At 47.7% G+C, this 23,187-nt stretch carries 23 protein-coding genes and 1 tRNA gene; 9 read left to right on the top strand and 15 right to left on the bottom strand.

Going from position 1 to position 23,187, the window contains the following annotated elements:
• The first annotated feature begins 35 nt into the window (after positions 1-35).
• From hisG to SGI98_06570, 3 genes are all read left to right on the top strand, one after another.
• Positions 36-911 (top strand): ATP phosphoribosyltransferase, encoded by an 876-nt coding sequence (gene hisG / locus SGI98_06580; protein ID MDZ4743069.1) that lies wholly within the window; start codon positions 36-38, stop codon positions 909-911.
• An 18-nt stretch (positions 912-929) separates the two neighbouring features.
• Positions 930-1,016, top strand: a complete 87-nt coding sequence (locus SGI98_06575; protein MDZ4743068.1) for an AURKAIP1/COX24 domain-containing protein — start codon at positions 930-932, stop codon at positions 1,014-1,016.
• A gap of 147 nt (positions 1,017-1,163) precedes the next feature.
• The gene (locus tag SGI98_06570; GenBank protein ID MDZ4743067.1) at positions 1,164-3,059 is read left to right on the top strand and encodes a tetratricopeptide repeat protein; all 1,896 of its coding nucleotides are present in this window, start codon (positions 1,164-1,166) and stop codon (positions 3,057-3,059) included.
• Here SGI98_06570 and SGI98_06565 read toward each other — a convergent pair.
• The 9 genes from SGI98_06565 to SGI98_06525 all read right to left on the bottom strand — a co-directional run bounded on the left by SGI98_06565 (position 3,056) and on the right by SGI98_06525 (position 7,756).
• Positions 3,056-3,463, bottom strand: a complete 408-nt coding sequence (locus tag SGI98_06565) for a septum formation initiator family protein (protein ID MDZ4743066.1) — start codon at positions 3,461-3,463, stop codon at positions 3,056-3,058. The genes SGI98_06570 and SGI98_06565 overlap by 4 nt on opposite strands.
• Complete coding sequence (gene eno / locus SGI98_06560) at positions 3,447-4,721, bottom strand: phosphopyruvate hydratase (protein MDZ4743065.1); 1,275 nt, start codon at positions 4,719-4,721, stop codon at positions 3,447-3,449. The genes SGI98_06565 and eno overlap by 17 nt, the downstream gene beginning before the upstream one ends.
• Before the next feature lie 70 nt (positions 4,722-4,791).
• A complete protein-coding gene (locus SGI98_06555; GenBank protein ID MDZ4743064.1) occupies positions 4,792-5,355 on the bottom strand; it encodes a lytic transglycosylase domain-containing protein in 564 nt (187 codons plus the stop codon).
• 22 nt (positions 5,356-5,377) lie between these two features.
• Positions 5,378-5,701 carry a multidrug efflux SMR transporter gene (locus SGI98_06550; GenBank protein ID MDZ4743063.1) on the bottom strand — a complete coding sequence of 108 codons (324 nt, stop codon included), beginning with the start codon at positions 5,699-5,701 and terminating at the stop codon, positions 5,378-5,380.
• A gap of 64 nt (positions 5,702-5,765) precedes the next feature.
• Complete coding sequence (locus SGI98_06545) at positions 5,766-6,116, bottom strand: lycopene cyclase domain-containing protein (GenBank protein ID MDZ4743062.1); 351 nt, start codon at positions 6,114-6,116, stop codon at positions 5,766-5,768.
• Positions 6,113-6,463 (bottom strand): lycopene cyclase domain-containing protein, encoded by a 351-nt coding sequence (locus tag SGI98_06540; GenBank protein MDZ4743061.1) that lies wholly within the window; start codon positions 6,461-6,463, stop codon positions 6,113-6,115. Before SGI98_06540 ends, SGI98_06545 begins: the two co-directional genes overlap by 4 nt.
• A gap of 12 nt (positions 6,464-6,475) precedes the next feature.
• On the bottom strand, positions 6,476-6,937 hold the full coding sequence (locus SGI98_06535) for an acetolactate synthase (protein MDZ4743060.1): 462 nt from the start codon (positions 6,935-6,937) through the stop codon (positions 6,476-6,478).
• A gap of 270 nt (positions 6,938-7,207) precedes the next feature.
• Positions 7,208-7,293: transfer RNA gene (locus tag SGI98_06530), tRNA-Leu, on the bottom strand.
• A gap of 94 nt (positions 7,294-7,387) precedes the next feature.
• Positions 7,388-7,756, bottom strand: coding sequence for a type II toxin-antitoxin system RelE/ParE family toxin (locus SGI98_06525; protein MDZ4743059.1), 369 nt, complete (start codon positions 7,754-7,756; stop codon positions 7,388-7,390).
• An 84-nt stretch (positions 7,757-7,840) separates the two neighbouring features.
• On the opposite strand from SGI98_06525, the gene SGI98_06520 reads away from it, so the two are divergent.
• From SGI98_06520 to SGI98_06500, 5 genes are all read left to right on the top strand, one after another.
• On the top strand, positions 7,841-8,776 hold the full coding sequence (locus tag SGI98_06520; protein ID MDZ4743058.1) for a MoxR family ATPase: 936 nt from the start codon (positions 7,841-7,843) through the stop codon (positions 8,774-8,776).
• Positions 8,777-8,860: 84 nt separating this feature from the next.
• Complete coding sequence (locus tag SGI98_06515; protein ID MDZ4743057.1) at positions 8,861-9,961, top strand: DUF58 domain-containing protein; 1,101 nt, start codon at positions 8,861-8,863, stop codon at positions 9,959-9,961.
• Positions 9,958-12,141, top strand: a complete 2,184-nt coding sequence (locus SGI98_06510; protein ID MDZ4743056.1) for a transglutaminaseTgpA domain-containing protein — start codon at positions 9,958-9,960, stop codon at positions 12,139-12,141. Before SGI98_06515 ends, SGI98_06510 begins: the two co-directional genes overlap by 4 nt.
• Positions 12,142-12,198: 57 nt before the next feature.
• Complete coding sequence (locus tag SGI98_06505; GenBank protein ID MDZ4743055.1) at positions 12,199-14,187, top strand: serine/threonine-protein kinase; 1,989 nt, start codon at positions 12,199-12,201, stop codon at positions 14,185-14,187.
• A gap of 86 nt (positions 14,188-14,273) precedes the next feature.
• Positions 14,274-15,806 carry an NAD(P)H-hydrate dehydratase gene (locus tag SGI98_06500; GenBank protein MDZ4743054.1) on the top strand — a complete coding sequence of 511 codons (1,533 nt, stop codon included), beginning with the start codon at positions 14,274-14,276 and terminating at the stop codon, positions 15,804-15,806.
• Between the two features lie 129 nt (positions 15,807-15,935).
• Here SGI98_06500 and SGI98_06495 read toward each other — a convergent pair whose 3' ends face one another.
• Positions 15,936-16,064 (bottom strand): hypothetical protein, encoded by a 129-nt coding sequence (locus SGI98_06495; protein ID MDZ4743053.1) that lies wholly within the window; start codon positions 16,062-16,064, stop codon positions 15,936-15,938.
• 29 nt (positions 16,065-16,093) lie between these two features.
• Here SGI98_06495 and cls point away from each other — a divergent pair, with 29 nt between their 5' ends.
• Positions 16,094-17,572, top strand: coding sequence for a cardiolipin synthase (gene cls, locus SGI98_06490; GenBank protein MDZ4743052.1), 1,479 nt, complete (start codon positions 16,094-16,096; stop codon positions 17,570-17,572).
• On the opposite strand, the gene SGI98_06485 is transcribed toward cls, so the two are convergent.
• The 5 genes from SGI98_06485 to SGI98_06465 form a co-directional block, all read right to left on the bottom strand.
• The gene (locus tag SGI98_06485) at positions 17,567-18,217 is read right to left on the bottom strand and encodes a hypothetical protein (GenBank protein ID MDZ4743051.1); all 651 of its coding nucleotides are present in this window, start codon (positions 18,215-18,217) and stop codon (positions 17,567-17,569) included. The genes cls and SGI98_06485 overlap by 6 nt on opposite strands.
• A gap of 129 nt (positions 18,218-18,346) precedes the next feature.
• Entirely contained in the window at positions 18,347-20,641 is a 2,295-nt protein-coding gene (locus tag SGI98_06480) for a hypothetical protein (GenBank protein MDZ4743050.1), read from the bottom strand.
• Entirely contained in the window at positions 20,586-21,296 is a 711-nt protein-coding gene (locus tag SGI98_06475) for a hypothetical protein (protein ID MDZ4743049.1), read from the bottom strand. Before SGI98_06475 ends, SGI98_06480 begins: the two co-directional genes overlap by 56 nt.
• Positions 21,289-21,888 carry a DUF4832 domain-containing protein gene (locus SGI98_06470; protein MDZ4743048.1) on the bottom strand — a complete coding sequence of 200 codons (600 nt, stop codon included), beginning with the start codon at positions 21,886-21,888 and terminating at the stop codon, positions 21,289-21,291. Before SGI98_06470 ends, SGI98_06475 begins: the two co-directional genes overlap by 8 nt.
• Before the next feature lie 148 nt (positions 21,889-22,036).
• Positions 22,037-22,639, bottom strand: a complete 603-nt coding sequence (locus tag SGI98_06465; protein ID MDZ4743047.1) for a DUF4874 domain-containing protein — start codon at positions 22,637-22,639, stop codon at positions 22,037-22,039.
• Between the last annotated feature and the right edge of the window lie 548 nt (positions 22,640-23,187).

The raw sequence follows: 23,187 nt of genomic DNA, 5'->3' as shown, positions 1-23,187 counted from the left end.
ATCACGGAATCGCTAGGCTCAGCGGTTTTCCTGTTATGTCAAATACCCTGAAATTCGGTTTTCCCGCCGGCTCGCTTTCTGAAGCGACCGTGAAGCTTTTTGCTCATGCGGGCTGGCAAATCGGGGTATCGAGCCGTTCTTATAAACCCTCCATTGATGATCCGGAGATGGAAGGTCGTTTTGTCCGTGCACAAGAAGTCTCCCGTTATGTGGAAAGTGGTTATTTTGATTGCGGAATCACTGGGAAAGACTGGATTGCCGAAAATGAAAGTCAGATCGAGGTCATCTGTGATTTACCTTACAGCAAAGCCACCAGTGCACCCGCCCGCTGGATATTAGCGGTCCCCGACGCCTCCCCCATCAAGACCGTGCAGGATCTCGCTGGAAAACGGATCGCTACTGAAGCCGTGAATCTCACTAGACAATTTTTAAAAAAACACGGGGTCGAAGCCCATGTGGAGTTTTCTTGGGGCGCCACGGAGGTTAAAGTCCCCGATCTTGTGGATGCGATTGTGGATATCACCGAGACAGGTTCCTCACTCAAGGCAAATCAACTCAGGATTGTCGACACCCTTATGGAGTCTTATCCACAACTCATTGTGAATAAGGAAAGCCACAAGGACGCCTGGAAAAAACAAAAAATCCAGAGGATCGCTCTCTTGCTCAAGGGTGCACTGGAAGCCCGCCGTAAAGTCGGCCTGAAAATGAATATCCAGGAAACCCGGCTCACCAACCTGCTCAGCAGTTTGCCCGCCTTGCGTAATCCCACTATTTCCCAGCTCAGCACCACCGGATGGGTCGCTGTTGAGACAATCATTGACGAACACATTGTTCGGGAGTTGATTCCTCAATTAAAAGAGCTTGGAGCTGAAGGAATAATCGAGTATCCTTTAAACAAAGTTATCTATTAACAATCAGGAGTATCCGTCATGGGTTCATTGAAGAAAAGACGTAAATCGAAGATCAATCGCCATAAGCGCCGTAAACGCAGCCGCGCCGATCGTCATAAGAAATAATTAATATTCCGTGGTTTTGACCACGATGAGTTTGGACCGGAAGAAACACCTGTGTTTTTTCCGGTCATATTTCCACAGTTAACGCACCGCCGACATCATCAGGAAAAACCGAAACATTCCGGTTTTTTCCTTGTTCATAAAGGTACTGTGACGGAATTGATTATACATACTCCACCATTCAAAAAATGGTGGTTTTTTCTTTTTACTGTCATCCTTTGGAATTTCAGTACCTTCTCCATTTATGCGGTTAATCCGACCAGCATTCCCACTGCGTCGACAAATAAACAGACAGACCTTATTTTCCCCTCAAATGTCCTCTCAGAGGATGGACAGATCATTACGCCCACAGCCCTATCGACAAATTCCATGAACCTGGCTCCTGGGGAACCCAAACCATCTGATATTTCCCCCTCCCAGATGACTAAAAAAAAGGCTGAAGCGCTGGCCTTGTACGCCGAGGGATTTACCTTTGAAAATAATAATGAACCAGAAAAGGCTTTAGCCATTTATGAAAAGGTAGTGGCGCTGGATCCTGATTTCATTGATTTAAGGATTAAAATCGGTTTTGAATACCTCAGGAAAGAACAAATTGAAAAAGCCACTGATATTTTCAATCAAATCATCAAGGAAAAACCCGATAATGCCTCGGGTTATACAGCACTAGCCCTCATTAAAAAAATAGGAAATAAACCTGATGAGGCAGTCAAACTTTCCCTGAAAGCCATTGAGTTAAGTCCCCAAAACGTCGCTCCTTACCAGTATTTGTATGAAATTTACTTGGATAAGAAAAAATACGTCGAAACCCTTGCCATTCTAGAAAAAGCATCGGTGCAACTCCCGGATAGTTCCTTTTTCTGGTTACGCCTCGGTGACATGTACGCACAAACCATGAGCCGGGAACCAACAATACAAACCCCTGAACATTATAAAAAGCTCGAAGAAATCTATAATAAGGCCGCCCAGCTCGACCCTGAAAACCCCGAAATACTGCGGCGAATCGGCGATCTTTATATTAATACTAAGGATCTCCCTAAGGCCCGTGATATTTTTAACCGCCTTCTGGTTATTTACCCCGAAGCCGCACGGGTCCGCGAAAAACTCGCCTACTGTTATGCCATGGACGGGGACTCAAAGATGGCTATCAGTATCCTAGAATCAATCATTCAGCGGACCCCTTCACGCCCCGAAATCCAGCAATTCATCGGTGAATTAAAAATGGAAAATCATGATTATGACTCAGCGATCAACCATTTTGAGAAGAGTATCGAGCTCAACCAATCAAATTACGAACTCAACCCGGTACCTGAATCCCCTTTCCTCACGCCCATCCTGACCTCCTATCTGCAAATCGCTTTGATCAACCTCCAAAAGAAAACACCCGAAAATGCCGAAATCATCCTCGATAAAGCAGAAATAAAATTCCCTGAGAACCCGCGCATTTCGTATATCCGGGGCCTGATCTACCGGGAGCAAAAGAACTATTCAAAGTCTATTGAGAAATTCGAGCAAACGCTTAACCGCGCTAAAGGTGATCGTGTCATCTTGAATTCTAATTTCTACTTGGACTACGCATCGACTTACGAACAAAGCAAAAATTTCGGTAAGGCCGCTGAATTTCTCAAAAAATCGATCGAACTAGATCCCACCAACCATGCGGCTATCAATTACCTCGGCTACATGTGGGCCGACCAGAATACCAATATGGATGAAGCTTATAAATTAATCCAAAAAGCCCTCGAACTCTCACCAGATAACAGTGCATATCTGGATAGCCTCGGCTGGATTCACTTCCGCAGGGGCAATTATAAAGAAGCTCTAAAATATATAACTAAGTCAGCCGAGCTCATAAAATACGATGATGATATAGTCTTGGATCATCTAGCCCAAACCATGGAAAAACTCGGAGATTATGAGGGGGCTATCAAGTGGTGGAAAAAATCCTTAGAGATTAATCCTGAAAAAGAGGAATACAAAAAAGCCATCGAAAACCTCGAGAACCGCCTCGAACAAACAAAATCAAAACCAGCTAAAAAGAAGAACTAGCGGGCGGCACTGGCGGTAGGACCTTCAATCACACGGGCTGTCTGTTTTTGCCCTAAAGGGGGGAAACGAAAGATGGTTTCATTTGGCTTGGCCAAACCTAATTTTTCCCGGGCCACTCGCTCATTATAATCCCGGTCCGTGCGCAAAAGCTCTACTTCACGGGTTAGAAGCTTCATTTTCTCTATTTCCGACGAAAGAATGAGTTTCTTATTATCCACAGTTTGTTGGTAGGTATGCACATTTTTGATGATTGGTGCAAAGATCACAAACGTTAAAACAATCACGGCAGCAGCAATGGATAGAACCACTGCTTTTGTCAGCAGTTCCATAAAATTAACCACACCCTCACCCGGACGGATGAGGTGCAGTTTGGATTGAGTCCTATTTCTAGAATTTCCCGCCATAAATGGCTGAATCACCTAACATTTCCTCGATCCTGAGGAGTTGGTTATATTTAGCCACACGATCCGTACGACAGAGGGAACCGGTCTTGATTTGCCCGGCATTTGTCGCGACGGCTATGTCGGCGATGGTAGTGTCTTCAGTCTCACCTGAACGGTGGCTGATTACGGCTTCGTAATTGGCTTCCTTGGCCATCTCGATGGCATCAAGGGTTTCCGTCAGGGTTCCGATTTGGTTCACCTTGACTAGGATCGCGTTGGCGACCCCTTCGCGGATGCCACGCCTGAGGAATTCCGTATTAGTCACGAAAAGATCGTCACCCACGAGCTGCATGCTTCCACCGAGTTGGTCGGTGAGGATTTTCCATGTTTCCCAATCATTCTCGGCACAACCGTCTTCGATCGAAACGAGCGGATATTTCTGTTGGAGCTCTTTATAATAAGCGACTAGCTCCGATCCCTTTTTACGGGAACCATCTGATTTTTTGAAGACGTAAGTGTGTGATTCCTTATCGTAGAATTCGCTGGAGGCGACATCGAGTGCGAAAAAGATTTGTTCCCCGAGGGTGAAACCGGCTTTTTCGACTGATTCCGAGATGACATCAAGGGCGTCCGTGGTCGAGCTGAGGTTAGGAGCAAAGCCGCCTTCATCACCGACAGCCGTGCTGAGTCCGCGTTTTTTTAACACACTTTTGAGTGAGTGGAAAATCTCGACCCCTGCGCGGAGGGCTTCACTAAACCTGTCAAAACCCTTCGGCATGATCATGAATTCCTGAAAATCAATCGGGGCATCCGAGTGGGCTCCACCGTTCATGATATTCATCATGGGCACTGGCAGTACTTTTGCATTTGGTCCACCGATATAACGGAACAGCGGCAGTTGCAGCTCGGAAGCGGCCGCATGGGCCACAGCTAGTGAAACACCCAACATAGCGTTGGCACCCAGATTGGCTTTATTCTTTGTTCCATCTATCTCGATCAAAGCGCGGTCGATGCCGACTTGGTCAAAAACATCAGATCCGATCAACTCGGGTGCGACGACACTATTCACATTTTGAACAGCTTTATCGACGCCTTTTCCAAGGTAACGGGATTTATCCCCATCACGGAGTTCCCATGCTTCGTGTTCGCCAGTGGAGGCTCCTGAAGGTACAGCAGCACGTCCGAAAACTCCGCTTTCCAGTTCGACATCTACTTCGACAGTCGGGTTCCCCCGTGAATCAAGAATCATTCTTGCAGTAATATTTGAAATATTGCTCATATACACTTTGGTTTAGGTTCGGTCGGGATGTTGCAAGGAAATCTGCTGTAAGTCAAGTATTTCAAAGCACTTACTTTGACTCATTTCGGAGTTTTTCATACTTGTTTAAAATATTTGTCACATAGCTTTTTGTCGACGGGAAATCGATATTATTAATAAACTGTTCTGCCGTCATATTCGTGTCCCCACTAGCCCAACGGAGTGCATGTTTTCTCCCGGCATTATATTCGGCGAGTGCAAATGGCACCGGGTCATCACGACCAGCCCACCGTTTGATCGCTCGGCTCAAATACCACGTTCCTGCAGTGACATTAACCTCTGGCTTAAAAAGGTCGTCATAAACGAAATTTTTAATTTTCTGAAACTTTACAAAATCATCCGCCGCCGCAGGCATGATTTGCATGAGCCCACGTTCTCCGGCATCACCTCTTGCCATGTGATCGAATTTCGATTCCCGCCAGATGACCGCCAAGATCAAGTCCCGATCCACACCAAATTTAATCGAGGTTTCATAAACCTGGCTGTCAAAATCCACAATCCGCTTTTTTTTATAATGATTCCTAACGAACCATGCCCCTCCGGCCACCAAGGTCAATATCAGGCAAATGAGGCTGATGCGGAAAATGCTTTTCATGCGAGTGACAAGATTTTTATTCCTACGAGGTGATCGATACAATCTTTAATCCGATAATTGACCCGATTAACAAGAGCAAAAACAACAAGCGCACCGTTGTGGCTGCATCACCGAAGAAAAAAATCCCCACTAATGCCGTGCCAAAAGCGCCGATACCCGTCCAGATCGCATAAGCGGTACCCAAGGGAATTTCCTTGATGGCCAGAGTCAGTAACCCAAAACTGAGGATGGCACAAATGGCAAACCCCACACTCGGCCAGAACTTTGAGAATCCCTCTGAAAGTTTCAGACATGTGGTAAATCCTATTTCAAATAATCCGGCTGCTACCAATAATACCCACGCCATAAATCCTCCTCCCTCATTTTGTTTTTAAAATGCCTTACTTCCCCCCAGAGGTCAATGCCCATGATTAGCGGCGCAATTTGTCCGGGAGAAACATGACGAAACTCTGACTCACCAACAGGGCGGTGATATAAAAGAAAAGGATCTCTTCCAAGGGTAGCACCCCCATAAACAATAGTCCAAGATTCTGGGCCGGGTCAAAAACCCAGACCCCTTCGTGCACAGCTAAAAAGTCCACTACCGTATAATAAGTCCCGAAAACCAGGGCGGGTCCGAAAACATATCGTGCGTTCCTGAGGAAAATGCGCCCGGCCAAAAACCATTGAATCACCAAAACAGGTAGCATCCACACTAATAGATGAAAAAGATAATTTGAGCGGGACGGATCCGCCAAATAGCCCCAAGTTTCCCAGTTCATATCGCATCCTCCTTCTTAGGACTTGACGGTCGCTTGTCACAAACCCCGTCTCTACCCGTCATCCAAACAATAAAAAACATGATATTAACCGATTCAAAAGCAAAAAAGAGGTATTCCTCCAAAGGCAAGTGCCAAATCCGGAATAAATACCGGCCTTCCGGGAAATTCCAAATATTGCGCATAACCGCAAAATTATCCCATGGCGTCGTAAAGACAAAAACGATCAATAAAACCACAGCGGCCCATGAATAATGTTCTTTCTGGAGATACCGGCGAGCCAACCACCAAAGGAGTAAGGTCAGTGGGACATTAAAAAGTAAATGGAAAGTGTAATAGGTCAGTGTCATCCGATCATTATTCTACCTCAAAATATCATTTTGCGACAGGATTTTAAACCCGCTCCGGGTCAAGACATCACAAGCCAGTTCATTATCGTCCACATGCAGGGCCAAAGCGGCTTTCCCATTCGGTTGGCTAAGGAGGGAATAAACAAAATAAATATTACATTCCGCCTGGACCAAGGCACTGAGGACTTTCTGTAAGTCCACCTCAGGCATGTCCATCTCGACGACAATTAACTCACACTCACTGTATGAATAACCATTCTCATCAAAAACTTCCCGCGCCTTTTTAGCATCATCGACAATCATGCGGTTAATCGCAGAATCCGTCGTATCAACAATGGAAACAGCCACTACGTGGATATTATACTGCTGAAAAAGATTCACCAACTCCAATAACCGTCCCACCTTATTTTCCACAAACACTGAAAATTGGATAATATTGTCCGCGTGTGATTGTTTGGTCATTGATTTAGGCATAATGCCTACCCTTACACTGTTTTGAGTCCAAACAAAAGCAGATTTTTTCAGCCATTTTCCAGCACTACCTGTTTGAGAGTGAAAATGGTCAGGGAACAAGGATTACGGAGTGTCCCCTATCAAAATTATGAGCAATTTGCCTCAATCCTAGATAATGCTTGCACTAAAAAATGAGAGAGAGGAATGCTCTTTAGTCGATGCCTGCTAAAACTTCTTATTATCCGTCACCGCGTAACTTTGAAAAAACCTTTATCGAAGCATAAAAAGGAGTGGTGCCCAAGGTCGGACTCGAACCGACACACACTTGCGTGTAATAGATTTTGAGTCTATCGCGTCTGCCATTTCGCCACTCGGGCTTGAAGATTCACTTTAACCAGATTCCTCGATTTCCCACAAGAGTTTTTCTATCCGCTCCGGCAAATCATACGGATAATTCAGGCCGGAAACTGGTTAATGGAGATTTTTTTTAGACTCAGCCTCGGAGATGAGTTCCCAGAATTTTTTGTCGGCCTGAAGGATCTCATCCTCGTCTGTCAAAGGCATGCGGGTGCGGTAAAGGAAGTCCTTGAGGGAATTCGCATGGAGGACCCGGTGAATCAATATTCCTTTGGGGGTCGGTTCAAAATAAATCCTGTATTCCTTTGCGCGGTAGCGGTAAAGCTTTTTCCCGTCCCTTTCGAGTTTGCCAAATTTATCATCCGAGTGATTCTCCAAATCATCGGGTAACTGGTCAAATTCACTGAGAATATCGAGCTGTAAAAGCTTCGGAATCCCTGCCATTTCGGCAGCACTCACTTCATTAAAAATAATCTGAAACATACGTTACCCCACTTTCTAGCCAGTAATCCTAAAATATTTCAATTCGTTTTTGGCATTCTTCATATTTTAGGTATTGTATAGGTAATGAGTTTCCATCCTTCCAAACTGGTCGAAAACGTCGAAAATGTCGTTCGAGGAAAAACCCAATGTGTCGAATTCGCGGTCATTTGCCTTTTGGCAAAGGGACATTTATTGATTGAGGATGTGCCGGGGGTAGGAAAAACAACCCTCGCTTATTCATTAGCCAAATCCATTGACTGCGATTTTAAACGGATCCAATTCACCAGCGACATGCTTCCTTCGGACATTCTCGGAGTGAGTATCTACGACGCTTCGGCCATGGTATTTCGGTTCAACCCAGGCCCTATCTTTACGAATATCGCCTTGGCTGATGAAATCAACCGGACCACCCCAAAAACCCAATCCAGCCTACTGGAGGTTATGGAACGCGGAAAAGTCTCCATTGATGGCCAAAGTATGGACACCCCCTCTCCATTCATGGTGATCGCCACCCAAAATCCTGTTGATTATGAGGGCACCTTCCCACTGCCCCGTTCACAAATGGACCGTTTCCTCATGCGCATCGAAATGGGATATCCCTCCCCCCAACACGAACTAGAAATCCTCAAGCACAACCAAAGATCCTATCAAGAAATCGACCTTTCACCTGTGGCCAGCCCAGAGGATATCCTCCGAGCCCAAGACGAAGTCGCCAGGGTATTCCTCTCCGACGAAATCCATGATTACATCTTGCGCATTGTCGGCCAGACCAGGGTCAACGGGCAATTTGAGATCGGGGTCAGTCCCCGCGGCTCCCTCGCCCTTGCCCGCGCGTCCCAAGCCCGCGCTTACCTCTTGAATAGGGATTTTGTCACACCTGATGATATCAAAATACTGGTTCCCGCCGTTTTTTCACACCGGGTAGTGATCCCTCAAAACTCCCTCGCAGTCGGGGGCCTTGGCCAAGAAGCCATGAACCGGATTACCAATACCCTCCAGAGTGTGCCCTCACCCCCCTGATCCACCGACATCATGACGTTGTCTGATCTTACCCCTTCATTTTTCCGAGAACCCATGGCTGGTATCCAAAGGTTTCTCTATCGTATGAACCAGAAAAGGGATGGGGTCATCGTCAAAATCCTTTTCCCTGGATGGGTCGTGATCATTGCATCACTCCTGATCGGCGCTGTGGCCTATAATACAGGTAACAACCTTGTTTTCATTATTCTTTCAGCCACCCTCTCGCTGATTATCGTCTCCGGCATCCTCTCGAAATTCAACCTCCGGAAATTATCCACCTCACTGGAAGGCCCTGCCTACGCCCACTCTGGACAAGAAATATTTATCCGTATCACGATTGACCATAGCCGATTCTCACTTCCCATTTTCGGCATCGGCCACAGCCTGGAAATCAGGCGTGTTGACTCTTTAAGCGGGCGGGTAATGGACGGGGCATCCGTATTCTCATGCGGGATTTTTTTCGCCCAAATCCCCCCGCGTAAAACCTCATCAAGATCCATGACCCTGCCATTCTTGAAACGCGGGATTTACCGGATCAATATTGTGAATATCAAGAGCGGATATCCTTTTGGTTTTTTCCTAAAACAATCCCCCTGCGATCTCCAGAAAAATTTAACCATCCATCCGGCCATTATCCCTCTGGAAGCTTCCACCCTTCCTTTGAATCTCGTCAACGGCCCCCAAAGTGCCCCCCGAGCCGGTGACGGGGTCGATCTCCTGAGTATCCGGGATTATCACGAGGGGGATCCCCTCAAGCGCATTCATTGGAAAGCTTCAGCTAAAATCGGCCGGTATCTCATCCGTGAGCTGGCGAAAGAACAGAGTCCCATTATCACCCTCTTTTTCCCTACCCACGCCACGCCCGACAATAATAGCCGCAAATACGAATGGGCCATATCACTGACAGCGAGCATTTGCAAATTGCTCCTTGAAAAGAATTTTGCTGTGGGATTTTCCTCCCGATACAGCTCTATCCTCCCACAAAAAAGCCCCTACCAACTAGGATACATCGTCGACCACCTGACCCGGTTACCGGAAAATCCCGACTGGCAATCGCGCGTGGAAGAACCACCCATCCCCGCGAAAACATTTTATTTAAGGTGGCAGGATGGCATTACCCCAAAACACGATAAAGTCATTGACCTCAGGATCTATTTCAAAAATATGCCGGAGGATTTTAAATGAACCATTCCCTCGGCGCACTTTGGATTCTTCGTTCCTTGGGCCGCCATGCCAATATCCACGAAAATCTCTCAGGGATCAGTGCCCTTCTGATTGCGTGGAGTTATATCGGGTTATGCCTGACAAGGTCACTAGAATGGCACACACTCGCCCCCGGTGCTATTTGCCTGCTTGTGATTCTCTTTTTTTCTAATCCCCTCAGGAGATTATCCGCTGGGATCTGGTGGGGAATTTCATTCTTAGTCCTTTGCTCCATCCTGGCTGAATACTTTATCTTTAAAAACTTTTTCTTTGATGCCGCCATGCACCTGATTTTTTACCTGCAGCTCAACCGCTTTTGCACCGCGAAAAAAACCACTGATTTTGCGCAATTATATATCCTCACATTATTACCCGTCCTGGCTTGCACAGCCCTGACGATCGACCTGTCATTTTTCTTCACGATATTTATTTATGCCTTGCTGGCATTTGCCTTCCTGTTGTTTCTTTCCGCATATACCCAGTCGAGTCCCCAAGATCGTATCCAGCCTTCGGGCATGATTACCCGTTATTTTTTCGGACTGATCGCCTTAGCCATGCTCATGCTGACCCTGCTAAGCGGGATCCTCTTCCTGTCTATCCCCCGCGCTTCATTTGCCTTGTTATTTAATAACTGGAACTTGCGCCCGGGCAGCAACGAGTCCAGCAGTGGATTCACCGACAATATCCAATGGGGTAAAACTGAACAAATCAGGCTTAATTTTAAAAAAGCTTTTTTTGCCGAGATCGCGACAAATACCACCGTCCCCATCGACCCCTATTGGCGGGTAGTTTCCCTCGATAAATATACCGGAAAAGGCTGGGAAATCAGCGCGGCAATTAATGACCTGAAATCCGACTTTTTCCTCGAAAATATCCCCCTGATTCCTTCCGACTCCATTTATACCGTCAATATTTATCTTGAACCGGATATCTCGAATTATTTGATACTCACCCCGGGCTATTCCCTGATCCGTTCACCAAAATCATTCCCTGCGACTTCAAACCCGCAAAATGAATCGATCCGCCTCAAAAATCCCCCAACGGATGTTTTTTCCTACCAGCTCTATATTTCTCGGAAACCTAAACGTTATAAGAATCAGAAGTTGAATGAACAATTCAGGGAGATTTATTTGAATGTACCCTTGGAAGAAAAGGATAAACGTGAACTCAACGGGATATTATCCCAAGTGTTTAGTCTCGGACAAACAGACCCAAAACAAAAAACCCAGGCCATCCAGACTTTTCTCAAGACACGCTATGCATACTCATTAGAGCTCGACCATGTCGGCAATAAAGACCCGATACTTTTTTTCCTCAAAATCAGCCGCAGGGGCCACTGTGAATATTTTGCCGGATCCATGGTCATCTTACTCCGGGCCGCCGGTATTCCCGCAAGGCTAGTGACCGGTTATCGTGGCGGTGAATGGAATGCATCGAACCGTTATTATACAGTCCGTCAAAGTGACGCCCATGCCTGGGTGGAGGCCTTTATTGAGGGGGAAGGTTGGGTGCAGTACGACCCGACCCCGGCTTCCGCGTTCAACCGTTCAGCAAATTGGTTCCAGACCGCCCACCAACAAACCGTCCGGTTCATGGATCAACTTTCCTTTTTCTGGTATCAACAAGTCGTTAATTATAACCTCAGGGATCAGCTCTCCCTCTTTAAATCCTTTTCCCTGAACCGTTCTCATGATTCCTTGAAGACCGGCAATTTTGACATCCCCTCCTTTTTCAACCGTTTTTCCTTTTGGACAAAATCACCGGGTAAAAAGGGGGTAAACCTCAACGCACTGAATATGATCATCGCTTTTTTTCTCTTGGCGATTCTGGTTGCTGCCGTCGTTTACTTCGTGAAAATCCTCCTCACCAAATATTCGCGCAGACACCAGCAAAGCAAAATCCGCGCATCCGAGGCCGCTGAACTGTGGAAACGTCTCAAATCCAGTTTGTCCTTCCGAAAAATCAAGATCGAATCATCGGACACCCCTTGGCAAATCTTTGAGAAAAGTCTCTATACAGTAACCGACCGGGAGCAGTACCACAGGCTGATCCATGAATATTACAAGTTACGTTTCAGCCCTTCAATCCCGGATAGGTCGATGGAACTTTTTCGAAATCTGATGCGTTCTGTCCTCGATGACATGAAAAAGAAAAATATCTGAATCCCCAAAAATCAGGCGTGACAGACTCGACGTCTTGAATCAGGATGACTCGAGACTATGGAAGAGATTGATCCCTTCATCGGGGAAACGATAGCCGGGTATGAAATCATTGATATTTTAGGGCGCGGCGGCATGGGTGTCGTCTATAAAGCCAGACAAATATCATTAGATCGGATCGTGGCTATAAAAATCCTTCCCGGGCAATTTTCGACTGACAAAGAGTACATCCAGCGCTTCCAGAAAGAGGCCCGCGCTGCCGCCCGCCTAAACCACCATAATATCATCCAGATTTATGATTTCGGCCTGATCGGGCAACTCCATTACCTCGCCATGGAGTACATCGACGGAGCACCGCTTTCCGCCTATATCAAAGCATACGGACGCATCCAAGAAGAAGATTGCTTGAGAATCATATTGCAGGCCTGTGAAGCCCTCGACTGCGCGCACAAGTCCGGAATCATCCACCGCGACATCAAACCGGACAATATCCTCTTGTCGAATGCGGGTGACGTTAAACTCTGTGATCTGGGTCTGGCGAAACTGACCATAGGCGAAGATCTCTCCCTGACCCAGACAGGCATGGCCGTTGGTACTCCTTATTATATCTCCCCGGAACAAGTCCGCGGCGACAAAATCCTCGATCACCGTACGGATATTTATTCCTTAGGGGCAACATGTTATCACCTTTTAACCGGGCGTATTCCATTTGACGGCCCCTCCAGCGCTGTCGTCATGTCCCGGCACCTGACTGATCCTTTGGAGGACCCACGTTTGATCCAGCCTGATTTATCCTATGAAATCACCTGCGTCATTTATAAGATGATGGCAAAGTCCCCGGATGAAAGGTATAACCACATAGGGGAAGCTTACCACGAAATTGAAAAAATCCTGAATAAACCTAAAATCCAAGAAGCCCCCGCACCGGAAGCAGTAGAAAAATTTGTCGTCCGTAAAAACCAAGGGCAACACTCTGCCTCTCCGGCCCACCCGGAGCAAATTGCCCCCGCCCTCCTGGAAACACACACTGAGCCCTCTGTCAGCAAGGTCGAAAACTCCCTACCAGAGCAACATGATCCTGGTCAATCCGAGCAAAAAACAAAAATCCAATTCAAGCAAACACCATCGACAATTAAAGCCGCCCAACAATCCCCCCAAAAGAGAACAGCCCTCCCCCTTGTATTATCGGCTATTGTCTTAATCGTATTAATCATCGCCGGTGTCTGGGTCTATCTTTCATCGAAAAATAAACAACCTAATAACGAATCCACCCCGTCAATCAAAGCCCCAGACCGGAAAGTCGAAACTCACTCGAACCCGGAACCTCTTCCCCCGACACAATCAAATAATCCTCCGGAGAACCCGACCTCCATCCCAGATCCAGACGACGCGCGGACGTTCAATTTCCGTCGAATCCTTTTTGCCACCATTTCCCCGGACCCCTCGCAAAGCAACATCCCTGTTATTTCTGAACGAAGCAGGGTCATTTTTTCAGTGGAGAAACCTAACCAACAAATGTACGAAACCGTACGCAAACAAATGCTCGATTCCGGCAAGCGACTGACAGCGACCCTCGTGATCCCCCTCAAAATTAAAGGGGATCAACCGGTTAATATCTCACTTTATTCCCTTAAAAAACCCATCTTCATTATTTCAAATAAAATAAAACAGGCTATGGCCGATGGCGGCATCATCAAGGATGGGAACCGACCGGGGTTTCTACCGGGGAGAATCCGAGAAAACCTTTCAAATGCCGCTGAGACTATCCAAAAGACCTCGTGGACATCCCAATCCAAAGATACCCCCTGGGAATTGCCCGGGGCAAATGGAAGCAGTGACCGCAGTCTTACCCCGTTAGCCACATTAAATCTGAGTCAATCCGCTCCCGACGGGTCAATCTCCTGCGATATCAGTGACGATTTTGCAAGATACCTCTCAGGAAAAACTGATTTCCTTGATTATATCCTGATCACGGACTCTTCCAACGGTGCAGCGGGTATCGCCCTCAACCCCGAAGCCCGGATTTTCCCCAAAATCCAAATCGAGTAAGTCATCATCCTCCCACGACAAAAAGCTCGACTTCACCCCCTTCTTCCGACAAAATCAGTCGACAATCCCCGCTCCCCTCATCTACAATGAAACTCCTTTCCCCAGACCAAATCCGCTCCTTAGAAGAAGCCGAGATCAATGCTGGAATCAGTGAGGAACAACTTATTGAAACGGCCGCTGGAAATATCGCGGCTGTTTTCCTCCGTGAATTTCACCATTACGGACAGAATACGGTGAGTGTTTTTTCATTTTTAATCGGGAAAGGCAATAACGGATGTGACGGCTTGGTCTTGGCCAGAATACTCGTTGATAGCGGTGAATCAGTCGTGGTAAATCTCGTTTTTCCCCGTGAGCAACTGGCCGATCTGCCCAAGAAAAAACTCGCAGAATTAGAAGCCGTTGCACACAAAGGCAACCTCACGATCATCACCGACGTCAAAAATATATTTTGGCCTCCGGAAAATGGCGTGCTCATTGATGCCATTATGGGCATTGGGGCAGACGGCCCTCTCCGCGATCCCATCCTCAATCTCATCCAGACGGCTAACCAACAAAAATCTGAACGTTTTTTCCGTACCGTCGCTCTCGACGTGCCAACCGGATTAAATTCCTTGGATGATCAGGATCACCAACCCGTCGCCTTTGAAGCAGACCTCACCATAACCGTCGGATTCCCAAAAACAATCTTGGTCCGAGAGGAATTCAGCCACTGGGTCGGACGCATCGAAGTCGCACCCCTTTTCGAGTCACAACCGGATATCGCTTGTGATGAATTAATCACCGCCACCGATCTTAAACCCATGGCACGTTTCCGATCCCCCCTTTCCCATAAAAATGATTATGGCCGGGTCCTGATTATCGGGGGGAGTTTCGGCATGAGTGGTGCTCCTGTGATGGCCGCACATTCCGCCCTGCGGGCGGGAGCGGGACTGGTGCAAATCGCCACACATAGGGAAATTGTCGAACAAGTCGCGGCACGGGCATGGCCGGAGGTGATGATCGAAAGCCTCGAGAATCCCTCAGCCATTGAAAAAGCCCTCGAGCGAGCTTCCGTCGTGGTCATCGGGCCGGGCTTGGGCATGAATGATTTTTCGCGCAATTTGCTCGCCGAGGTACTCGTCCTCACCCCTGTGCCTGTGATTATCGATGCCGACGCCTTAAATATCCTCTCCAAGAATATGAAATTTCTGGAAACCTGCCCCCAACCCCTGATCCTCACCCCGCACCCGGGTGAAATGAGCCGGCTCTTGGGCGATAATCCATTTGAAGAAAAAGACCGCCCTGATATCGCGACGACTTTCTCGAACACCTACCAATGCACGCTGATCCTGAAAGGCACACGCACAGTGATCGCCTCCCCTGAGCAACCACGCTTTTTTAACAGCACGGGAAATGCCGGCATGGCCACCGGGGGATCAGGCGACAGCCTCTGTGGCATCATCGCTTCCCTAGTCGCCCGCGGACTTAATCCTTGTGAAGCCGCCCGCTTCGCCGTCTGGTGGCACGGAAAAGCCGCCGATCTGGCCGCACGCCAACGCGGTTGTCTCGAGGGTATCCTCCCCCAAGACGTTATTGAATGGCTCGGCACCGCACTTCTTTCCCTCAGGCAAGTGGATTAATGACTGGTCTTCCTCTAGCCATTTGTCAGGCAAGAGCAAATTGCACACGCGCAATTTGCTTTCGAGTAAACGCCGGACGGTTTTCTCTCCCCCCCCCTCGACGACAAGAATCCCTACAGCACGGTGGATTTAGGCAAGGCGCATGGTTTTGTAAGCGGTCACTTCGGGTAAATCAAGGGTGACGAGATTCTTGATATTCATCATAAGTTTGATGGGGTTTGTTATAAGGATTTTACGACGGTAAATCTCATTCGACATTTCTATGAGATATGCGCAATATCCGAAACATGCTGCTTATAGTCAAATTTAACTTTGAAGATCTCAGCATCTTTACGCTGCTATTTTTCCTGGTCCACTGGACACTCATGGTGCTCTTTGGAATACGCGTCATTATGCGCCGCCGCCCAGTAGGAGTGTCACTGTCGTGGCTCTCGATCATGTTCCTTCTACCCTATATAGGTATCCTCCTTTATCTTCTTATTGGCGAGGTCCGCCTTGGTGAGAGAAGGGCTCTCAAAACTTCCCATATTTTGAAACCCTTTACTGATTGGCTGCGTTCACTCAAACCCCGGGTGCCCGCGGAAATCGATACCCTTCCGCCCGTGGCTCGATTACTCGTGCAACAAGCCTATTCCACAACCGGCTTTCCAGCCCTCACTGGCAATCAAACGGAGCTTCTGCGTGATGCCGAGGAGTCGTTTCACTCTCTGATCCGGGACATCAATGAATCCAAAAACTGTTGCAACCTTCAATTCTACATTTTCCAACCGGGGGGAATGGTCGATGAATTAACCAAAGCCCTCATCGGTGCCGCGGCCCGCGGGGCGGAATGCCGACTCTTGGTCGATTCCATCGGGAGCTCTGCATTCCTCAAGAGTGGAGAACCCCTCCGATTACGCGGACTCGGGATCAAAGTCGTCGAGGCGCTCCATGCGAATTTTTTCCACGCCCTGCTTTGGCGCCAAGATGTCCGCAACCATCGTAAGATCGTCACCATCGATGAAAGAATCGCTTACACAGGTAGCATGAATATGGCGGATCCCCTGTATTTTAAAACCAATATGGGAGTAGGCCACTGGGTGGATGCCCTCGTCAGGATCGAGGGACCCGCCGTCGAGAGTCTCGAAGGGGTCTTCCTAGGGGATTGGCAGATCGAAGCCGGCACCAGGCCATCCGTCTCCGAGTACGGACTCCAAACCGAAATTCAAAATTGCGGAAAACACGTCATCCAGACTATCCCTTCCGGCCCCGACCAAAACCATAATGTCATCCATGACATGATGCTGTCAGCCATTTATGCAGCCACAAAGGAACTAGTCATCACCACCCCTTATTTTGTCCCGGGTGAGGAAATGCTCACAGCCCTCTGTACTGCTGGACGCCGGGGTGTCAATGTCATCTTGATCCTTCCGAAGGAAAACGACTCGAAGCTTGTCTTCTACGCCAGTCGCTCAAATTACGACGACTTGCTGGACGCCGGAGTGAAAATTGCTGAATTCAACGGTGGTCTCCTGCACACTAAAAGTGTCCTTGTCGACGGGGAATTTTGCCTCTTCGGCTCGGTTAATCTCGACCAACGCAGCTTCTGGATAAATTTCGAGGTGACCCTCCTGATATTTGACCAGCAATTTGCTACAAAAATCGCAACCCTTCAAGAGTCTTACCTCCAGAAATCCACCTTTATTGATTTAGCCGTGTGGAGGAAACGTCCCTTCCGCCATCGTCTGCTTGATAATACCGTGCGCCTGCTCGGTCCCCTCTTATAGTGCATCAATGTCATGCATGATTTTCAGGAGGATATAATCGGTGGCGTATTCCTTGAGTGAATCTTCCTTGCTGAATACGATCATTTTATCCGGTTCCACAAGCTGAACCGTTCCCTTTTTCCATTTGCAAATTGCTTTAAGGGCCTGTATGCCGTGGTAATCTTTTGTCCGGACCGCACGTATCCTATTTTTCGAGATCCGGATGTGACCGATTTTTTTATCATGGCTATCCTTGATTTCAAAAATCGACTCCACCCCTGTCAGTGAAAGCATGTGGATAATGTGGGAGATGGGTAACTCCGGTAATGTACAGATAAACCCGCCATTCCTTTCCTGCGGATAAAAAATGTCCAAAAGTGCCGTGAAAATATCCTGTTCCGTCAAGGGGTCATAAACAAGTAAATCAGAGTTTTTATTTTTAAGCTCTTTGCGGAGAGCATCAAAAGTAAACTCGGACATGGGCGACTTTTCCAAAATCACCAGCCCACTGGAAAAGCCTTTTTTCGAAATAGTCGCTAAAAGTTTTTGAAAACTCTCACATTTGATGATTTTATTCGGTGGTAAGATTAAAGCAATTGATTCAAATATCCGGTCATTAACCACCGGGGACGGACAAAAAATATAACAGGAATCCACATCTTGCATAAACTGCTATATTTATGCTCTTCCTGTAAAAGGCAAGCTCATACAGGAAAAATCACATCTCCTTTTTATTCTGGACATCATCAATATCCCCCGTCCTCCGATGATAAAGAGCCAATAGCCCCAAACTAATCATGCCCCCACCGTCTGGGACGTGTCATCCGTCGTGTAAACACCGCCGGCCACACCACGAATTGTTGTGTGTCCGCCAAAATTAATACTCCCAAGAGCATTTGTTGATGGATTCATGACCTGCATAGTTCCACCGCCAGAAAGGTCAAAAACGAGATTTCCCGTACCATTGGGATTATTAGCTATCAATAAACTACGCTCGCCCGAGGTGGCTGTCCATCCACTGTCAGAAGCATTTGTCCCACCCATTTTATAGCCATATTTGAATACGGCAAGATTCGTCCCCGTATTATCGGTTCTAATCAGGAAGCGTCGATCCACGCCGGAGGTCAGAGGTGTAGAGATGTCAACCGTTCCTCCGTTAGTCAGAAAAATAAAACGCATCCTTGTATTAGCAGCAAAGTTTGAAGACATGATAATGTTGCCGTTTACAGCCTCCAGTTTCAGAGTGCTTCCTCCATCGATATACACTCGTGGATCATACTTTCCGTCAAAGCGTCCAAAAACAGTATTTTTAGTGACATTGGAATTTCCACTCAGATCCAAGTTTCCCGAATCAGCCCGGGCAATCAAAGTTCCTTGAGAGACCAGTATGTTTGTAAAGGCCAGATCGCCATTTCCAAAGGAATTGGTCGGGTTCGAAAGCACGAGAGTCCCATTCCCTGTCTTGGTAATGCCGTAATCCTGATAGCTGTTGCTGTAGTTGGTCGGATTGATTGTCCAGCCATCCCCGATCTGACCTGCTGCGATCAGTGTCCCATTTTGAATATTCCACGCCTGTGTACTGAGCATTGTCAAGTTATTGAGCATGGTCACCGTACCCGCATTGCTCTTGGTCAGAGACCCATTAATGAAAAGCGCTCCGTTACTCATCGTGATATCGGAATTATTTGCGATAACGATATTATTGACCGATTGGGTGCCCTGCATATCGATCAACGTGCCGCTCCCGTATGGGCTCAGAAAGGTGGCATCCATCCCCTGCGCCAAGGCACCGTTGGTGTAAAAGGCCCCGCCGATGCTCCGCTGGGTCTGCCAGTTGCTGATCCCTCCCCATGTGGCATTAGTGCCCAGACCTATCCACATCCCGTTACTGGAATTCAAATAACGAAAATCGCGGGCAACTGAATGAATATCACCCACGGATGTCGGCAAGACAAGATCGATATTTCCCCATTGGGTTTGAAACCAATTCGTTCCGGAATTTGTCGTCAGTCCCGCGATGGCTCCCGAACCGGAATCATCAAAACGAAAGGCAAAGGCGATCAACCCCGTTCGCATGGCGGAAAGATCAAAGTTAGTCATACTTCCGTTGTAGAGGACCAAGTCGAGGAAGGAGTTTCCACCAGACTGAGACACTTGCCAGTAGGGATTAGCGAGAAAGGGAACGTTAGCTTGGTCAAGATTCTGAAAAAGAAGCTGGGTGGTGAGGCGGAAGCTACCGAGATTGACTGTGGTAGGGGAATCAAGGCTGGCAGGAATGGTGAAGTTCGTTGCTCCCGCGGTGCCTTCAAGCATGAATCGTATCCTTAAATCACTTCCTGAAAAACTTGTCACCGGGAGGTTGTTAAACGAGTCGTTGGCATTCCGTGTCATGGTTAAGCCTGCAATAATGTCCCCACCATTCTGGGCACTAAAAAACAGAGGATGGCTGAAATTGGTTCCATTGAGCATCATGTCCATGACCCAAGCACTCTGGGCGTTGGTCGTGCCAAAGTTTGCGAGCAGGGGGCGTTTATTTTCTCCGGAAGTGTCTTCGTGGAAGATATGGGAGAGATTCAAGGAACCGACAGAATAGGTCGGGGTCAAATAGGTGGTACCTATGATCGGGACAATACCCTCCTGTTGGTAGGGGTGCACCGCATCCGTCCGGGTGACGACTTCAGGACCTTTGACAAACACATCGACTTCTGTCCGGGAGACGGTTAATGCATTGGTGAAGTAGCCCATCAGATTCGACGGAGCGGGAAGGTAATCGCGGCCTCCCCCGAGTGTTTGCGATAGTGGAGGTTGATTGATCGAGTCCTGAAGATAACATTCAAATACATATCCAAAGACATCTCCGTAATTCCTGCTTTGCGGCCCTGCTAATTGCCCACTGGGCTGGTGATAATGCCGGGCGACCTCATCCCATAGATTGGTATAAAGCTGCGTTGCTTGGGCCTGGACCGAGGCATTGGTAGAGTCCTGGATCAGGGAGTTCAGCACTCCCATCTGGACGTGGATGTAGCCCGGAGTGTTAAATTCCACCATTCCACCATTCCACCATTCCACCATTGGCACTGTTGCTGGCATACGTTGTCTGCCATTGGGTCAGGCCGGCATTCAAGAGAGCGGAATTGCTATAGGTCTGCCCCGCGATGATCTTGATGTAAACCTCATTGAGATCCTGATTGCTAATTTTCCACCCGGGGTTCCGGTAGGTATCCGTCCAGTTGGCTCCATTGAGGGTGTTGCTATCAAAACGGGTTTGAAGGGAAGTATTGAGGTTTGTGAACTGCGACGTCTGGCGGATCTCCAGAAGGGTTCGTTCGGTAAAGTCATGCAAGACGAGGTTTACCTGTGAAAGACTCGTGTCAGTTGACGTGGTTTTGAAGAGACCGTAGGTAGTGGGATCGGCTGCGTTTGTAAACTGATTATTAAAAACGCTGCCAAGCGCCAGTTCTGCCCTACCCAAAATGTCTGCTTCGCCGCGACCCGTTTCCAACAGTACTTTGGCATAATAGGCGTTTTCCCGCGGACGGTAGGTGCCGTCATAATGCCGGACCGAATTCGATACAGCGTCCCAAGTGTAGCCGTACTGGGTCAGGTAGGTCTGAGCGTAGTTAGTCGCCTCAGAATAGGTCATCTGCGCATGAATCGTCTGTATGCATGCAAACAAAAATACGCACACGACTGGAAAGAATTTCAGTCGACGGCAAGCTTGAAGCAGCTGCCATACGTTACTCATTGGTCACACATCCTGACAAAGATGATTCCCTTAACCAAGATATTCTGCAAAAAAACAACAACCCTAATACGCCGATAAGGAAGAGCGCCCACCGAGAGGGCTCGGGGACGGCTTGGACTGTAATGGTGGCTTGCAGGCTGTTATACCCGGCCGTGCTTTCCCATAGGTTTTCATTAGCCAGATTGATGCTGTAGTCGGCAATCCCCGCCAGGGTTACCTCAGGGTCAGGAAGATTGAGAAAGAGATCGTAATCTCCCAGTGCCATTCCTGTGGTCAATACGAATGAAAGATTGAGCGTTTTAGTCTCACCAGCTCCCGGGAGGAAAAGACGTGTGTCTCCGAGGGCGACATCAAAAGAATAATCCTGTAATGTGGACTGGTTCCGTAAAATAATCTCCATATCGCGCGGATTGAAAGGACGAGCTGATCCATCATTGGCCATCATCAGATTCAAGGACACCGCTTCACCCTGCTCGCCAAAAGAGGGAATGCTGGAGGAAATGAGACGGAAGCGGTAGCCGAGGGCATTCTCCACATCATCCAACAAACCTTGGGAGTCCCAGGCCGCAAGTACACGCCACCCCTCCGTCACTCTCGTTTTCCTGAAGCATGGAAATATGGTAGGCATTAATTTCACTGAGGGCCAAAGCTCCATTATCGGAGTAAGGAGAACTGGGTGCCATCTCAACGGCGCTCACGGTGTACTGAGTTGATTGACCCACATAATTTGTCTGAGCATCTTAGCGAATGGGCTCACCTGAAGGACTAGTAAAGGTTCCCAAATGGGTCTCATCATGCATAAGTCCATCGTTACTGAAACCCAAACGTGCCTGAATATTGGTCGTATAGGCCAAGGATGAATCCAGTGGTGTGGTATAGAGTTGGGATAACTGATCTGGATAACGAACCGCCCACATACGATCCACAGCCATGATTTCCATGACTTTATCGACAATTTGCAAGCCAGATGCCGTGAAGGTAACATCCCCGGGGGTAGTGTGTCCGCTTGAGGACGTGTGCATTTCTCCGTAACGGCCTATGAAGCCAAGATTCAAAAAACTCATGACATCCTTATTGCTATTTAAAATAGTAGCTAACTGTTCAAGATGCCCGATCACCGTTGCTGCGGGCACATCGTTTGTGACAGGTGAAATCCAGTCATAGGTGGAGGTCGGGGCCAGCTTCTGTCCACGCGAACGCATCAGGTCAAAATCCGTCTGAAGGCTGTCCAAATAGCTCGAACTGATGGCGGAATTCGTGAACTCATTAAGTTTGTAGATATTCTCAACCACTGTGCGTCCGATAGCTGGAGCGGTATCCAGCCAAATGGTATTACTGATCATAAACCGGGTCGTATTGTCAAAATCTGCCGGTCCGGATTAGCGATGATATTGGTAGTGCCCGTGTACACGTAGTCAGCGGAGCGGGAATGAACCAAAAAAGTCATTGTCACCAATATGAGATAAAGGGGGTGCCTCCTGCTGAGGCGATCAAGGTGGAGGGGGTGATAATTCATGGTGAGGTGAATATGTTGACAGATTTTTTCTCTAAGAATAGAGAGCATGAGGAGGGCCTTGGTGGAGTGTTAGGGAATCGCTTGGATGGCCGCAGCAAAAACCTGCCCCCACTGGAGGGAAATAACCCCCATCAAAATACTCATTAAATTGTATCTAAAGTGCATACCATTAATATATTTCTTCATAATTCCCGTTTATATTCGATCAAGTGCGTGGGACTTATTTATTCTATATCAATGGATGCTGTTCTTTTAAAAAGACCATCCAGATAAATACTAACTTGAAGCATACTGAGTGAAATTCCATCTTCAATCGACAGAAAATCTGTATAATGTCTAATCAAAATAAGACATTATTATTCTATTGGATATGGT

The sequence above is a fragment of the Verrucomicrobiota bacterium genome (assembly GCA_034440155.1).
Lineage (GTDB): Bacteria > Verrucomicrobiota > Verrucomicrobiia > JAWXBN01 > JAWXBN01 > JAWXBN01.
Note: the sequence above shows the minus strand (reverse complement) of the source record. Positions and strands in the feature narration are given on the sequence as shown.